The sequence below is a fragment of the Proteus vulgaris genome, from assembly GCF_033708015.1.
Lineage (GTDB): Bacteria > Pseudomonadota > Gammaproteobacteria > Enterobacterales > Enterobacteriaceae > Proteus.
This window is the reverse complement of record NZ_CP137920.1, coordinates 2,333,234-2,348,241: the sequence shown is the minus strand read 5'-3', so window position 1 is coordinate 2,348,241 and position 15,008 is coordinate 2,333,234. Positions and strand designations below refer to the sequence as shown.

The 15,008-nt window shown below is 34.9% G+C and carries 15 protein-coding genes; 10 read left to right on the top strand and 5 right to left on the bottom strand.

Going from position 1 to position 15,008, the window contains the following annotated elements; all coding sequences use genetic code 11:
• The first annotated feature begins 125 nt into the window (after positions 1-125).
• From SB028_RS11165 to SB028_RS11150, 4 genes are all read left to right on the top strand, one after another.
• Positions 126-1,109 (top strand): sugar-binding transcriptional regulator, encoded by a 984-nt coding sequence (locus SB028_RS11165; protein WP_069368929.1) that lies wholly within the window; start codon positions 126-128, stop codon positions 1,107-1,109.
• Between the two features lie 250 nt (positions 1,110-1,359).
• Complete coding sequence (modA, locus tag SB028_RS11160) at positions 1,360-2,115, top strand: molybdate ABC transporter substrate-binding protein (protein WP_069368930.1); 756 nt, start codon at positions 1,360-1,362, stop codon at positions 2,113-2,115.
• 99 nt (positions 2,116-2,214) lie between these two features.
• A complete protein-coding gene (locus SB028_RS11155) occupies positions 2,215-2,991 on the top strand; it encodes an ABC transporter permease (protein WP_069368931.1) in 777 nt (258 codons plus the stop codon).
• Positions 2,985-3,611 (top strand): ABC transporter ATP-binding protein, encoded by a 627-nt coding sequence (locus tag SB028_RS11150; protein WP_069368932.1) that lies wholly within the window; start codon positions 2,985-2,987, stop codon positions 3,609-3,611. The genes SB028_RS11155 and SB028_RS11150 overlap by 7 nt, the downstream gene beginning before the upstream one ends.
• A 21-nt stretch (positions 3,612-3,632) precedes the next feature.
• Here the strand turns inward: SB028_RS11150 and SB028_RS11145 are convergent, their stop codons facing one another.
• From SB028_RS11145 to SB028_RS11135, 3 genes are all read right to left on the bottom strand, one after another.
• Positions 3,633-4,325 carry an XRE family transcriptional regulator gene (locus tag SB028_RS11145; protein WP_069368933.1) on the bottom strand — a complete coding sequence of 231 codons (693 nt, stop codon included), beginning with the start codon at positions 4,323-4,325 and terminating at the stop codon, positions 3,633-3,635.
• A gap of 110 nt (positions 4,326-4,435) precedes the next feature.
• A complete protein-coding gene (locus SB028_RS11140; protein ID WP_006532995.1) occupies positions 4,436-4,693 on the bottom strand; it encodes a hypothetical protein in 258 nt (85 codons plus the stop codon).
• Between the two features lie 612 nt (positions 4,694-5,305).
• Positions 5,306-6,094 carry a glucose 1-dehydrogenase gene (locus SB028_RS11135; protein WP_069368934.1) on the bottom strand — a complete coding sequence of 263 codons (789 nt, stop codon included), beginning with the start codon at positions 6,092-6,094 and terminating at the stop codon, positions 5,306-5,308.
• A 250-nt stretch (positions 6,095-6,344) separates the two neighbouring features.
• On the opposite strand from SB028_RS11135, the gene SB028_RS11130 reads away from it, so the two are divergent.
• Together SB028_RS11130 and SB028_RS11125 are read left to right on the top strand one after the other, a co-directional pair.
• Positions 6,345-7,049 carry an RNA ligase family protein gene (locus tag SB028_RS11130; RefSeq protein WP_069368935.1) on the top strand — a complete coding sequence of 235 codons (705 nt, stop codon included), beginning with the start codon at positions 6,345-6,347 and terminating at the stop codon, positions 7,047-7,049.
• A complete protein-coding gene (locus tag SB028_RS11125) occupies positions 7,046-8,182 on the top strand; it encodes an AAA family ATPase (protein ID WP_069368936.1) in 1,137 nt (378 codons plus the stop codon). Before SB028_RS11130 ends, SB028_RS11125 begins: the two co-directional genes overlap by 4 nt.
• A gap of 128 nt (positions 8,183-8,310) precedes the next feature.
• Here the strand turns inward: SB028_RS11125 and SB028_RS11120 are convergent, their stop codons facing one another.
• Positions 8,311-8,802 (bottom strand): DUF4822 domain-containing protein, encoded by a 492-nt coding sequence (locus SB028_RS11120; protein ID WP_069368937.1) that lies wholly within the window; start codon positions 8,800-8,802, stop codon positions 8,311-8,313.
• Between the two features lie 957 nt (positions 8,803-9,759).
• Between SB028_RS11120 and SB028_RS11115 the strand changes: the two genes are divergently transcribed.
• From SB028_RS11115 to SB028_RS11100, 4 genes are all read left to right on the top strand, one after another.
• Positions 9,760-10,980: a PfkB family carbohydrate kinase gene (locus SB028_RS11115; protein ID WP_069368938.1), complete on the top strand. Its 1,221-nt coding sequence runs from the start codon at positions 9,760-9,762 to the stop codon at positions 10,978-10,980.
• A gap of 27 nt (positions 10,981-11,007) precedes the next feature.
• On the top strand, positions 11,008-11,745 hold the full coding sequence (locus SB028_RS11110) for a glutamine amidotransferase (RefSeq protein ID WP_318859377.1): 738 nt from the start codon (positions 11,008-11,010) through the stop codon (positions 11,743-11,745).
• Between the two features lie 130 nt (positions 11,746-11,875).
• Positions 11,876-12,832 (top strand): DMT family transporter, encoded by a 957-nt coding sequence (locus SB028_RS11105; RefSeq protein WP_069368940.1) that lies wholly within the window; start codon positions 11,876-11,878, stop codon positions 12,830-12,832.
• A gap of 10 nt (positions 12,833-12,842) precedes the next feature.
• Positions 12,843-13,874 (top strand): methylphosphonate esterase, encoded by a 1,032-nt coding sequence (locus SB028_RS11100; protein WP_069368941.1) that lies wholly within the window; start codon positions 12,843-12,845, stop codon positions 13,872-13,874.
• Between the two features lie 107 nt (positions 13,875-13,981).
• Here the strand turns inward: SB028_RS11100 and glpX are convergent, their stop codons facing one another.
• Positions 13,982-14,962 carry a class II fructose-bisphosphatase gene (gene glpX, locus SB028_RS11095; RefSeq protein ID WP_069368942.1) on the bottom strand — a complete coding sequence of 327 codons (981 nt, stop codon included), beginning with the start codon at positions 14,960-14,962 and terminating at the stop codon, positions 13,982-13,984.
• Between the last annotated feature and the right edge of the window lie 46 nt (positions 14,963-15,008).

The window sequence follows — 15,008 nt, the reverse complement described above, 5'->3', positions numbered from 1 at the left end:
TTAATGAAATGTATCTATTTGTGTTATAAGGATTAATTTGTCTAAAGGCATTTTATCTTTAATAATATCTCTAATATAAAATAAACTAATTAGTCATAAGATTTATAAAATTTGTGGGGGTTAAAATGGATAATAATTCGCTAAAAAACGCGAGTTTATTTGATAATGATCCCGTTCTCTATGCTGCGTGGCTTTACTATCAGGACGGACTCAGCCAAAGTGAAGTGGCAAATATTATGGGCGTGTCTCGTGTCACCGTCGTGAAATATTTGCATCTAGCTAGAGAAAAAGGATTCGTAAATATTAACTTGGATTCATCAGTATTTTCTACGATTGATTATGCCATCAGAATAAAAGCAAAATTCGATCTTAATAATGTGCTTATTTTACCCGATGAAGAAAAGAATAAATCGCAACACACTTTAAATATGAACAGAGAAAGATTAGCAAAAGCTGGAGCGATGTATCTTTCTCAGATAATTAATGACGATGATATTTTAGGTGTTGCATGGGGACGAACAATTTATAAATTGGGTAATTATCTTCCTCCCAAGTTATTAAAAAATATCACAGTATTACAAATGATAGGTGCAGTAGCGCCACAGCCTGATTTTAAAACAACAGAAGCAGCTGCGTTAATTGCAAATAAGTTGTCAGGATGCAGTATTAATTTGCATGTACCTGCAGTGGTTTCTAGTGCCCGTTTAGCAATGGAGCTACAAGCTGAGCCTATTATTAGGCGTAATTTTTCAGCGTTAAATCAGTGTAATAAAGCTCTTTTTGTTGTAGGCAATACATTTGATGATAATCCTTTAGTAACAACAGGTGTTTTAACGAGTAGTGAAATGGCTCAATATCGTGATTTAGGCGCTGTTGGTGTAATTTGTGGACGTTTTTATGACGCACAAGGTAATCCATTGGTTTCTGATATTGACCTGAGGATAATGGGAATAAGTCTTGCTCAATTAAGGCAAATAACACAGCGTCTTTTTATTGCTGGTGGTGTGGAAAATATTCAGGCAACAATAGGGGCGATAAAAGGAGGTTACGCCACTGATATTGTGATTGATGAAGTGACTGCGCTGGCATTATTAGAGCTAGATAATTAGTCATAAAATCCTCGTGAAAGCGAGGATTTGTTGGCAAATAACTATTTAAGATCTACTTATATTCTAATAAAAATAAGTATTTAAAATATTTTTTTGATCAATTTCTTTTGTAAGGCTAAGACATAAAGAAAAAGATAAAAAATGATATGTTGTTAACATTTTTCTCTTTTTTTATGTGAGCCACTTGCCTTAGACGCTTGCATCATTCATTATATAAAAAATTATATAGCGATAATTAGGATCCCACTATATGAAACGCCCATTGCTTGCTGGTTTGGGACTAGCTTTAGGATTAATTTGCCATAATACATTTGCAGCTGAGCTTCATCTTTATGCCGGTGCTGGATTAAAACAACCGATAGAGCAAGTTGTAAATCTTTTTGAAAAAGAGACAGGAAACAAAGTTACTATTGAATATGGTGGTTCAGGGCAAATATTAACACGCTTTAATTTAACTAAGCAGGGAGATTTATTTTTTCCTGGTTCACAAGATTATGTGGAAAAATTAGATAAAGAAGGACAAGTCGCTAATCAATATTCTATTGTTCGCCATATTCCCGTTATTGCTGTACGTAAAGATAAAGCGGGTAATATTAAAACAGTAGAAGATCTTGCAAATAGCTCATTAAAACTAGGTATGGGTGATGCTAAAGCTATCGCATTAGGAAAAAGTGGTGAGCAACTTATCGAGGCATCAGGTCAAGGCGATAAATTACGTGATAAGGTTGTTGTACGCACGGCAACTATTAAACAATTGCTTATGTATTTATTAAATGGAGAGGTGGATGCCGCTATTATTGGATATGCAGATGCAATGAAAAATCAAGATAAACTTGTTTTACTTCCAGTTCCTGAAGGCAGCCCAGAAGAAGTAGCAACACTTGCTGTTTTAAAAACATCAGCAAATCCGAAAGAAGCACAATTACTTGCTGACTATTTTTCTCGCACTGAAGGGATAAAGGCTTTTACTGATTATGGTTTTCTTCCTGTCATTTCGAAACCATAGATTTTTCTCACATACATTGTGTTTATTCGCCACCAACTCACAGGTGGCTTTTTTCATTATTACAGCAAAATAAATATCTATCTCAAAAAAGGAAATAACGTGTTTCGATGGGCATTAATTCCACTTTTTTTATTGTTATTTCTGATATTAGGATCGTTAATTGCGCTGATATGCCAGCTTTCTTCTGTTGAGTTGAAGCAAGTTATTACCGATCCTGAATTCCATTTTGCTATTGGTATGTCACTGAGTACCGCGTTAATTTCTTTATGTTTAGCAATTATCTTAGGTGTGCCTGCCGCATGGGCAATGGCAAGGATCCCTTTTAAAGGATATCGTTTTATTGATGCGTTATTAGATTTACCTTTGGTGACGCCTCCATTAGTGATCGGTATCGGATTATTATTATTGTTAGGAAATCAGGGACCTTTAGCAGGGGTTTTTCCTGAATTATCTCGCTCTCTGTTTTCACCATTGGGCATTATTATTGCTCAAACTTATGTTGCTAGTGCAATTATTATGAGAAATGGTCTCTCGGCTTTTAAGTCTGTTGACCCTGCTTATATTCAAACTGCACACAATTTAGGATTAACACCAACAAAAACATTTTTTTTAGTTGAAATACCATTGTGTTGGTCGGCTTTAATAAGCGGAAGTATTATTGCATTCTCTAGAGCCTTAGGTGAATTTGGCGCTACGTTAATGCTAGCTGGTGCAACAAGGTTAAAAACAGAAACATTGCCCATGGCAATTTATTTAAATATTGCTAGTGGCGACTTCACTTTGGCAATAGGTTGTGCGCTTGTTCTTATCGCTATCGCGATTATTTTATTATTTGCATTACATCGTTTACAGCGAGAAAAGGAAAGATCATGCTAGAAATTCATTCATTAACAACCGGTATATTAAAAGATGTTTCGCTGTATGTAGAAAAAGGAACATGTTTAGGAATAAGTGGGACATCTGGAAGTGGCAAAACAACACTTTTAAATGCGATTGCTGGATATACTTCATACTCCGGTGATATCTACCTTGCAGATAAAAATATAAATGAGCAACCAGTATGGTTACGTTCTTGTCGATATTTAAATCAACGGCTTTATTTATTTCCGTTTATGACGGTGACTCAAAATTTATGGCTAGCACAATATGGAGCAAAACAGAAACGAAGTAAGGAGAGGGAAAAGATGATATTAGAACAAATGGGAATTGTGCATCTCGCTGCACGTTATCCTTATCAAATTTCAGGAGGGGAGCAACAACGCGTTGCATTGGCAAGAGCACTTATTAGCCAACCCAAACTTTTACTATTGGATGAACCTTTTTCAAGTTTGGATTGGGAAACACGTTATCAGCTTTGGGATGTAATTGATTTCTTAAAATCTAAGGAAATAACGATGATCATGGTTACTCATGAACCTCGAGAAATCGAAGCATTAGCAGATAAAACGGTTTTATTGTCTAAAGGACAAGTGGTGACTGAACATTCTATATTATGAAACTATTGTCTTGAATATTGATTACCAAGCCATTACTGACCAATGGATAATACGGCCCATAATTTTTACAGAATCAGTTTCCGCTGATTCATCAGGAAATTCGTCTTTATTATAGCTACGTATAATCAATTTACCGCCTGGTTGACGATAGAGTAGTTTTATTCTAAACAAGGCATCTTGTTCGATAGCATAAATCCCACCATCAACAATACGTGTATTGCCTGTATCGACAGTGACTGTTGAGCCATTAGGAATAACTGGTGACATACTATCGCCATAAACGGAAAAACAAATAACGTTTTGAGAAGATGCGCCATAACGGCGTAATGTGCTTTTTGAAAATCTCAATTTATATCCATTATGATCTTCGTTAGTACAACAACCGTCACCTGCTGCGAGTTCAATACTTTTAAAATAGGGAATTTCCACTTCATCAGCACCTAAAGGAGTATTACTGTCCCATTCACTGACAGCTTGCCATTCATTTTCGGGGGGAATTTCAGAAGTTGCATTGGGACGTTCTTCACCTTCAAGCAGCCAAGCTAAATCACAATTTAATGCTTTTGCTAATTCAGGTAAAAAACGGGGACGTTTAGTTTTACCACTTTCTAGTTGTTCTATGGATTGTTGTGTTGTACTTGCTAAAGTAGCAAGCTCTGATTGTGTTAAACCTAACGCAATGCGTTTATCTTTGGTACGTTTCGCAATAGACATTAGTGACTCCTAATACGTGTCCTTACATATTCAAGTACAAAGAGTATATCGTAAAAAGAAAACAAATTAAATTGTATTTTATCTTAAAAATAAAATTAAGAATAGAGTGATTACTTAATTTTGAAAACGTCATCTGCGCTATCTGGTGGGGTGAGATAAGGATTTTCATCAGTAACTTCAGGATCTCTCAAGACTTCTCCACAGAAAATAATAAGGTCAGGTCTTTTTTGTTTTAAGTAGTTAAGTCGTGTTGTACATTCATCCTTAGTATAAATAGTTTCTGTAACAGGAACTGCATCACAAGAATCATTTCCACAAGGGCTTACCAACAACACATAACCGACCAGCATGAGCTGTGAAGTAAACATAAAATATCCTTTTAACTATTCATGTTTGGTCATCAAAATCAGATTGCTAGATTACCTATTTGTTGATAAAAAAACAGTTTCTATTTGTCTTAAATAGCATTAATGATGCAAAAAGGTGTATGTGATCACAATTTTTCTAGTGTTTATTTGTATTTTTTGGCAATGTGTTATAGGCAAATAACCTAAATATTACACAATGATGTACTATGATATAGAATGAAAACAAATAGAATTGTTTTTTAGTCTGCTTAATTGTTGTAATGTTGTAATGTTGTTATTTGTTAATACTAATTAATTTTCCCCATGAAATATGAAGTTAAATGATGTTTATTAATTAGATAGATTCAGGTAAAAACATTATATTTAGCTTTTGCTCGAGATGAGGTGCTTGTTGGCGCGAACTTGTTGTTACGGCATGGTTAAAAGTAAAGGGTTCTATTTTCATGGAGACTCGAAAATTATATGCACCATTTATTTTTGATAGCGAGTTTATTTTTCCAAATAACTTGATTAAATCTAAAAATGTTGTGCTTGATTTAGAACAAGAATAATTAATGATGTCCCCCACTTTCTAGTCATATAGAAACCAAAAAGTGGGAGTTTTATTACTAATTAACCTTTACCAGATTGGAAGGAGGAATAAAGAGTCATCCCTCCATCAATAAAAATAGTCTGCCCTGTGATATAGGTTGATTGTTCAGATGCTAACCAAGCGGCTACATTAGCAACAACTTCTGGTTCAGCCGCATATTTCATTGGGATCATCTCTTCTAATTCTTCACGAAGCGTATCATCTTGCATTTTTTCTTGGTTGATGGGGGTGTTGATTGCTCCAGGACCAATTGAATTAATTCTAATACCCTGACTTGCATATTCAAGAGCGAGAGATTGAGTCAGCATTCTTACTCCACCTTTACTTGCTGCGTAACTTGCAAAAGTAGGCCAAGGGATAATCTCATGAACAGATGACATATTAATGATATTGCCTTGAAGTTTATTTTCTACAAAATATCTTAGTGCAGCGCGAGCGGTAAGAAAATAACTAGTTAAATTCACATCTATAATTTTACGCCAATCGGATAAATCAACAGCGTGGGAAGGTGTTTGTGCTTCAATTCCAGCATTATTAATAAGTAGATCGAGTTTACCAAAATGGTTTATGGCACAATAAATAAAATTATGGGCAACATCTTCGTTACTAATATCTCCCCCAAAAATAATGGCTTTACCTAAATTTAATTTATTTAAATCATCGGCAAGGCTTTGGGCCTCTTCTTCGTCAGAATGATAGTTAATCACGACATTCATTCCTTCAGCGACTAATCGTGATACAACAGCAGCACCAATTCCTCTTGATGAACCCGTAACGGCAGCTACTTTTCCTTGAAGATCGTTGTACATATTTCCTCCGACATTCGATTTGAGAATTAAGCAAAAAGTAATATAAGAGATAAAAAAGGTTATTTATCTAGCACTCTACTAAGCTTATGGTTAATATAGCTACTTATTTTATTTTCACTTCTCTTTATTGTAGGTCGTTATTATGTAATACGCATTAAGGCACTGAAGGAATAGTGCAGATACAGAAAAATTAACTTACTAAATTTTTTTAAATTTGGTAGAGATTCTGTTACTTAATGAGTATTAAATAATGAATAATCAATCACAAAAATATGATAGAACCTATCACTATCCTTTTTCACCAGGCACAACAAACGACGATCGTATAAATGCGCAATGGTGGCAGGATATTTGCCAAATAAAACAACTTATCCATACAGAAAAACTCGATGGAGAAAATAATTGCCTAAATAAAATGGGCGTTTTTGCACGCTCGCATGCGACTCCGACACAATCAGCGTGGACATCTCAATTACGTCAACGTTGGCAAATGATGAAAAATGATTTAGGTGAGTTAGATATTTTCGGTGAAAATCTATATGCCATCCATTCTATTGAATATGCACATCTAGAAGAATATTTTTATGTGTTTGCAGTTCGTTATAAAGATAAATGGCTTAGTTGGGAAGAAGTGCAGTTTTATGCTTCTTTGTTTGATCTTCCAACGGTACCAGAGATTACACTGCCTAAATGTCAGGATAAAACTGATTTTGAAAATATGATCGTTTCACAAGCTAAACAGGCAAGTTTCTTTCAATCTTATGATGTTTTAACGCAAAAAATGAGCCCAATGGAAGGCATTGTTACACGAGATGCACACGCATTTTCTTTAGATGATTTCTCACATCGTGTTTTTAAATACGTTAGAAAAGATCATGTTAAAACAGATGTTCATTGGAAAAAAAATTGGCGACGAGCCCCTCTGATATGGGAAAAAGTACAGGAGTCTCAATGATGCTTCATAATAAATTACACACTGAAATGTCATGGGAATACCTCTGTGAACGGTATGACGAAATGCGTGATATGGCTGGTGTTATACAAGATCCTATTCATCATGCAGAAGGTGATGTGGCGATTCATACACAAAGAGTAATCAATTCAGTTAAATCATTGCCAGAATATAAGACACTAACTGAAAGAGAGCAGCAAATTTTATGGATCTCAGCACTATTTCATGATGTGGAAAAACGTTCTACAACACGAGAAGAAGAGGGGCGTATTGTTTCACCGGGTCATGCACGTAAAGGTGAATTAACAACACGTCTTTTTCTGTATGAAAAAGTTCCTTTAAACTTTGCTGATAGAGAACAGATTGCAGCGTTAGTTCGCTTCCATGGATTACCGTTATGGGTGATGGATAAACCTGATCCTAAAAAAGCACTGCTTTCTGCATCATTAAGAGTAGATTGCTATTTGTTGGCATTATTGGCTAAAGCGGATGTTTTAGGGCGAGATTGTGAAGATCAGCAGGCACTTTTTGATAAAATTGAACTATTTATACTTTATTGTGAAGAGTTAAACTGTTGGCGCAAAAGCGCTCTATTTCCTTCAGATGATGCCCGCTTTCACTATTTTTATACAGAAAATAGCACAGACTGTAATTATGAGCCTTATCCTGAGAAAGGAAGTGAGGTTACGGTGTTATGTGGATTACCAGGTATGGGAAAAGATACCTTTATTCGTCAACATTGTGCAGATCTTCCGATTGTGAGTTTAGATGAGCTCCGTCGCCAGAATAATATCAAACCAGATAATAGAGATGCTAATGGTTGGATAGCACAGCAAGCAAAAGAGCAAGCTCGTATTTATTTACGAGAGCATAAATCTTTTGTTTGGAATGCCACCAACATTACAAGAAAAATGCGAGATCAACTTATCTCTTTGTTTTATCGTTATAATGCAAAAATTACGTTGGTTTATATTGAAGTTCCATATGCGCAATGGCAGAGACAAAATAATGCAAGAAACGAAGCTGTGCCAGCTAAAGTAATGGAACGTATGTTGAGTAAATTAGAAATACCAACACCAGAAGAAGCACATAAAGTGATTTATTGGATTGAAGGGCAATCTCAGAGCATATTTTAATGATTTGATTAATTTCGGCAAAATGAGAAGTAAGCTATAAAAATAAAATAAGGGTTACTTATTTTTATAAGTAACCCTTATTTATATATTGAGTAAGATTAATTTACAGGTAAAACAACGTACTAAATTTATTTTTTAACGTGATGAATAATATCGAAATAGGTATTACGATCATCAGCATTTGGATAAATACGATAAGTATACTCGTCATTTTTAACCGTGATATTTTCTACATCACGGGTAAATAGCGTTTTACCTTCAGTATCTTTGGCAACTAAGGTACGTATTTTGCCATCATCTGACATTGACCAATCACCTTGCATTTTTTGTTTACCTTCAGGTGTAAACATAATAAAGGTGCCATTAGGATAATATTCAGCAAGTCCAAAATAGTTACTCACTTGCGCATTATCTGGGGCTGTTTTATTTCCTTTTTCATCGATAGCATCGGTCGTTACCCAAACTTTTTCTATCATGATTTTCTCATAGTCATTCAACTCTTTTTGAGCCTGGATGACGCCTTGAGTTTGAATATTTGCAGATGATGTTGAATTTTCTGCAGCAAAAAGAGAAAAACTAGCGCTTAATAATGAGATTGCGATAAGTGATTTTATTTTCATTAATATATCCTTATTTTATGTTGTGCTTTTTGTCAGAAATTTATGTTGTGACTGACGGTATGAATAAATTTAAGTATAAAATGAGCAAAGTGCTAGGAAAGAAGTATGTCCAAATGTTTCTAATAATAATGTTTCTTTACAAAAATAATTAGTTGAATGTATCTGTATGTTTATATTTACTAGTGTTATTAACTGCATTTGTTCTTATTCTAGAAGTAATTGCTATTTATAGAATGACTAAAAAAACAAATTATATTTATAAATGGTGTGGAAAATAGATAAAAACCTTTCTTGATTTACAATATGAACGAAAAGATTGACTCATTGATGAACTAAGTCGACAAAGTTTGATGACTTTTTATCTAACTAAATGTTATTTAGATCACAAAAATGAAAGATGAAAACTGAGTGTGTTTTAAGCATTGCTTTTGTATTGCTTAAGTAACTGACGGTCTTTGGTAAAAGGATATCGTTTTCTTTGGCATTTAATGATTAGAATTTCTTTATAGTAGATGTGTTTTAAAAAACAGAGATGATAAAAATAATTAATGCATTGCTCGATTCAATTGTATTGTGTTTTATTTAAGCATTATTACGGATAGTTTGCAGAGAAATGAGAAGAGTTTTTTGTAATGTCTTATTTATAAAAGTAAATTTTATTTTTATAAATAATTTTATAATATTATTTTTTATTTTTATATAGGAAATAATATTAAATTTATTTATGCTCAGTAAATTAAAATGACGTTATTAGTTAATTCGTTTTTTTCTAAAAAAGAATAAATTCTAATTTTATTTATTAAATATGCTTACTATTGTCATTGTTTATTTCTGTTTATTTTTGTTTTTTATTTTTGTATTTCTGCTTTTTTTTGCTTTTAATAAATAACATATGATTGTAATCACAATCCCATAACAACTAATAAACTAAAGTTGTTGCCATAGAGGTAACATTAAATGAAAGCAGAACGTCATAAAAAAATAATTAATCTGATCAAAGGTAATGGTGCAGTAAAAGTTTCTGTTTTGGCTAAAGAACTTCATGTTACCAAAGAAACAATACGATCAGATTTAAATACACTAGCAGAAAAAGGAATTATAAAAAGATGCCATGGTGGTGCTTTTATAGAATTTGAAACATTAGATAAAGTCGCTAAGAAAGAAATTATACAATTTCTAGAATGTAATGATCAAATTGATAAAAACGATTTAGCAAATAAGACAGCAATAAATAAGGTGTGCGTGCTGGGTTCATTTAATGTTGATATGATTAGCTATCTTCCCAGATTGCCAGAAGCCGGGGAATCCTTATTATCGAATAAATTTATCTTTTCACCAGGAGGTAAAGGCTGTAATCAAGCACTAGCAGCGAGTTATGCTGATGCACAGGTACACTTTATTACGAAGATTGGTACAGATCAATTTAGTGATTATGCCGTTAATTTTATATCGTCATCAAGAATAAAAACATCAACGATATATCAAACAGAAAATTATCAAACAGGAACTGCATCTATTTTTGTTTCGGAAGAGAGTGGGGAAAATATTATTTCTATTTACTCTGGTTCTAATATGGATATCTCTGCTGATGAAGTAAAAATCCAGAAAGATAAAATTATTGATGCAGATATAATTTTACTTCAATTAGAAACGAATGTTGAAGCATTAAAAGAAATTATTGCTATTGGAAACGAAAATAATATTCCTATTATTCTTAATCCAGCACCTTACAATAAAATAGTGAATGAATTACTTCCAATGATAGATATATTAACACCTAATGAAACGGAAGCCAGTTTATTATCTGGGATAGAAGTACTCGATTTAGAGTCCGCAAAAAATGCTGCCGTTTCCATTTATCAGCAAGGTGTGAATAAAGTAGTTATTACGCTAGGTAGTAAAGGTTCGTTAGCTTATGACGGATATAAGTATATTTATTCGCCGGCATATCCGGCAGTTGTAAAAAATACAGCAGGGGCAGGTGATGCTTTTAATGGTGCGCTCGCTGCCTCGTTGGCAAAAGGAAAGCAGTTTTCTTATGCGTTACGCTATGCATCAGCTTTTTCATCTTTAGCTGTTGAGACGAGTAATGCTTCAGAAATGCCTGAAGATATTAATGTCATGCATCGCATCAATCAAACAACATATTCACAGATTGTCACCCAATCCCCTGAATAAATAATCTTTTTTGAAAGAGGAATAAAAATGAAAATCTTATTTATTGGTGAGTCATGGCATATTCATATGATCCACTCTAAAGGTTACGACAGCTTCACTTCCAGCAAATATGAAGAAGGTTCAACGTTCTTATTAAGTTGCTTAAGAGAAAAGGGTATTGAAGTTGATTATATGCCTGCTCATACCGTTCAGGTTGCATTCCCACAAACGGCAGAAGCATTGGCTAAATATGATGTCATTGTTATTAGTGACATTGGTGCAAATACCTTCCTTCTACAAAACGATACCTTCTACAACATGAAAGTTATCCCTAATGCATTAGGGATAATTAAAGAGTTCGTAGCTAATGGTGGCGGCTTATTAATGATTGGTGGTTACCTGTCATTTATGGGTATTGAGGCTAAAGCAAACTACAAAAATACATTACTTGCAGAAGTTCTGCCTGTTGAAATGTTGGATGGAGACGATCGCGTAGAAGCACCAGAAGGTGTATTTGCTAGTGCGGTGAATGCTGAGCATGCGTCAGTAAAAGGTTTTGGTGAATGGCCTATGTTCCTTGGTTATAACAAGGTTTCAGCTAAAGAGAACACAGAAACGGTATTAAATATTGGTGAAGACCCATTGCTGGTATTTGGTCAGTTTGAAAAAGGAAAAACAGGCTGCTTTATGAGTGACTGTTCTCCTCACTGGGGTAGCAAAGAATTTTTAGCATGGCCTCATTATGCTGATATGTGGGTCAATATTCTTAAACAAATTGCCCGTTAATTTGAATTAAGAATCACTGTCATAAAAAGTAAAAAAGCGCAGAGTTGCCGCTCTGCGCTAATAAAAAACCGATTACTTGAAAAATAAAAAAAGAAATCACTCATAGCCAATAATCCAAAAGGAACATCTTATGAGTACAAAAAATTTATCAACACCATTGCTGATGTTAGCAACGGTTTTAGCAGGTATGCTATCACCAATGCAGTCTGCGGTGAATGGGCAGTTAGGGCATGTTTTAAAAGATGGTAACGCCAGTGCCGTTATCTCTTTTGCCAGTGGCTTAGTGGTGATGTTTTTTATCATCATGTCAAAAAAACAGTATCGTCAGCAATTTGCTTCAATTCCAAGTTTAATTAAAACGCGCAAAATTCCATTATGGAACTGGTTTGCGGGTCTTTGCGGTGCAATGGTTGTATTCTCTGAAGGGGCTTCTGCGAGCGCATTAGGGATTGCAACATTCCAAACAGCATTAATTTCAGCACTCTTATTATCAGGCTTATTATGTGACCGTTTTGGTATTGGTGTTGATGAGAAAAAATATTTCACTCCATATCGAGTGCTAGGTGCTGTGTTAGCTGTTGTTGCAACTTTATTTGTCGTTTCTCCACAATGGCATTCAACCTCGTTTATTTATTTAGCAATTTTACCTTTCCTTGCTGGTTTATTAGCGGGTTGGCAGCCAGCTGGTAACTCTAGAGTTGCAGAAGCAACCGGTTCTATGATGGTGTCTATCACTTGGAACTTTATTGTTGGCTTCACTGTTTTAACGATTGCGCTTATTGTTCGTATGGCATTAGGCCATATCACTCTTGAATTACCGGGTACTTGGTGGATGTATTTAGGGGGTCCTTTAGGGCTGATGTCTATCGCATTAATGGCTATTTTAGTCCGTGGTTTAGGTTTACTGATGTTGGGTGTTGCGTCAACAGCGGGTCAATTATTAGGCTCTGTATTAATTGATTTATTATTACCTTCATTAGGCAATACCGTTTATTTAGTGACAATCATCGGCACATTATTTGCGTTAGTAGGTGCGATTGTAACCACAATTCCTGAATTTAGAGCGACTAAGTCAGCAAAAGCGTAGGAGTATCGTGATGAAAGGTTATATCCAAACTGTAACAGGCCCCGTTAAAAAAGAAGATATGGGGCTAACATTGCCCCATGAACACCTCTTTAATGATCTCTCAGGTGTTGTTGATGAACCTTTTTATGAATTCTCGCATGCGTTAGTTGATAAAAAAGTGAGTGCAGATATTCAGTGGGGACTTAAATACGATCCATATTGCTGTTGCGATAATATGGATAAAAAACCAATTGAAGATGTTATTTTTGAATTAAATAATTTCAAAGAGTTAGGTGGAAGAACCATCGTTGATGCAACAGGCTCTTCATCAATTGGGCGTGATATTAGAAAACTAAGACAAGTTGCAGAGATAACGGGCATTAATGTTGTTGCTTCTTCAGGGCTTTATATTGAAAAATTTGAAGGGGAACGACTGGCGAATAATATTGATGCAATGGCAAAAATCATTGATGACGAATTGAATATAGGTATTGATGGTACTGATATTCGTGCTGGCATGATCGGTGAAATTGGTGTTTCTCCATTCTTTACCGATGGCGAGAAAAATAGCTTACGTGCTGCTGCTATTGCACAAAATAGTAATCCTCATGCTTCGATGAATATTCATATGCCTGGTTGGCAGCGTCGAGGTGATGAAGTTTTAGACATTTTATTAACAGAAATGAGATGTAACCCCTCTAAGATTTCATTGGCACACTCTGATCCATCCGGTAAGGATATTGATTATCAATGCAAAATGTTAGATCGCGGTGTTTGGCTTGAGTTTGATATGATCGGTTTGGATATCTCTTTCCCTAAAGAAGGTGCAGCACCAAGTGTTATGGATACAGTAGAAGCTGTCGCAACCTTAATTGAAAGGGGGTATGGTAGCCAAATCGTATTAAGTCATGATGTGTTCTTAAAACAGATGTGGGCGAAAAATGGGGGAAATGGTTGGGGATTTGTTCCCAATGTATTCCTTTCATTATTGGCTCAACGTGGTATTGATAAGTCTATTATCAAAAAATTATGTGTTGAGAATCCAGCCAATTTATTGGCTTAAATCTGAAGTGACTAAATAAAAATAAACATACCCCTTGAAGTCAATTTAGCGGCACCTTAATAAAGTGCCGCTTTTTTATGTCTCAGAGAGAAAGATCCATTGATATATTAGCGTAAATGGTAATTTTCAATATAACGTAATGAATGTGTTGAGCCATTAATGACTAAAGAGTGTGTTTGTAAATATTGAGCTTGTTGATTAACACCAGCTAAGAAATCACCTTTGGTAATTGCGGTTGCTGCAAACATAACATCTTGATTACGTACTAATGTGTCTAATGACAATTTAATATTTACATCAGTACCCATTTGATGACAACGAGCAATTTCAGAAACAGCATATTCTCTATTTTCTGCACTATTTCCTTTTGCAATATCACGAGTAATTAAACGTGCTTGCATATCACCACCTAATGCCTTAGCAATAGCTGCACTAATTACACCTTCAGGTGCTCCACCAATGCCATACATAACATCAATACTGTTGTTTGGTATCGTGGCATATAAAGAGGCTAAAACATCACCATCAGGTAGTGTAATAACATTAACGCCTTTCGTGCGTAGATCTTTTATAATATCGTGGTGACGCGGTTTATCTAAAATAGCGAGAGTTAACTGCTCAAGAGATTTATTTAATGTCTGTGCGATAGCATCAAGGTTATATTCGAGGCAATGGTTAAGATCAATCACACCGGCAGCTTGCTTACCAACCACTAATTTTTCCATATACATATCGGGAGCTTGTAAAAAACTGCCTTCAAAGCCAGCGGCTAAAATAGCTAGAGAATTGTTTTCACCCATGGCGACCATACGAGTGCCGTCAATTGGATCAACCGCAATTTCTATTTTATCACCTTTCCCATTACCCACTTTTTCGCCAATATAGAGCATCGGCGCTTCATCTATTTCACCTTCACCAATGACGATTTCACCATTGATATTCAGGCTATTTAAACGCTCACGCATGGCACTAACAGCAGCATCATCTGCTGCATTTTTATTTTGTTTTCCAATCCAAGGCATTGCTGCAATAGCTGCGGCTTCTGTTACAGAAGCGATAGCATTAGTTAATTCGTCATTTAATTTCATATTATGAATGTGTTTTGCTATATAAAGGAAGATTAAGATAGGTTAC

Bases quoted from the DNA above. Each gene is read 5' to 3' on its own strand.
- SB028_RS11105 (WP_069368940.1), top strand. From the start codon at position 11,876: ATGAGTACAAAAAATTTATCAACACCATTGCTGATGTTAGCAACGGTT.
- SB028_RS11150 (WP_069368932.1), top strand. From the start codon at position 2,985: ATGCTAGAAATTCATTCATTAACAACCGGTATATTAAAAGATGTTTCG.
- SB028_RS11125 (WP_069368936.1), top strand. From the start codon at position 7,046: ATGATGCTTCATAATAAATTACACACTGAAATGTCATGGGAATACCTC.
- SB028_RS11135 (WP_069368934.1), bottom strand. From the start codon at position 6,094: ATGTACAACGATCTTCAAGGAAAAGTAGCTGCCGTTACGGGTTCATCA.
- SB028_RS11115 (WP_069368938.1), top strand. From the start codon at position 9,760: ATGAAAGCAGAACGTCATAAAAAAATAATTAATCTGATCAAAGGTAAT.
- SB028_RS11100 (WP_069368941.1), top strand. From the start codon at position 12,843: ATGAAAGGTTATATCCAAACTGTAACAGGCCCCGTTAAAAAAGAAGAT.
- modA (WP_069368930.1), top strand. From the start codon at position 1,360: ATGAAACGCCCATTGCTTGCTGGTTTGGGACTAGCTTTAGGATTAATT.
- SB028_RS11165 (WP_069368929.1), top strand. From the start codon at position 126: ATGGATAATAATTCGCTAAAAAACGCGAGTTTATTTGATAATGATCCC.
- glpX (WP_069368942.1), bottom strand. From the start codon at position 14,962: ATGAAATTAAATGACGAATTAACTAATGCTATCGCTTCTGTAACAGAA.
- SB028_RS11120 (WP_069368937.1), bottom strand. From the start codon at position 8,802: ATGAAAATAAAATCACTTATCGCAATCTCATTATTAAGCGCTAGTTTT.
- SB028_RS11130 (WP_069368935.1), top strand. From the start codon at position 6,345: ATGAATAATCAATCACAAAAATATGATAGAACCTATCACTATCCTTTT.
- SB028_RS11110 (WP_318859377.1), top strand. From the start codon at position 11,008: ATGAAAATCTTATTTATTGGTGAGTCATGGCATATTCATATGATCCAC.
- SB028_RS11145 (WP_069368933.1), bottom strand. From the start codon at position 4,325: ATGTCTATTGCGAAACGTACCAAAGATAAACGCATTGCGTTAGGTTTA.
- SB028_RS11140 (WP_006532995.1), bottom strand. From the start codon at position 4,693: ATGTTTACTTCACAGCTCATGCTGGTCGGTTATGTGTTGTTGGTAAGC.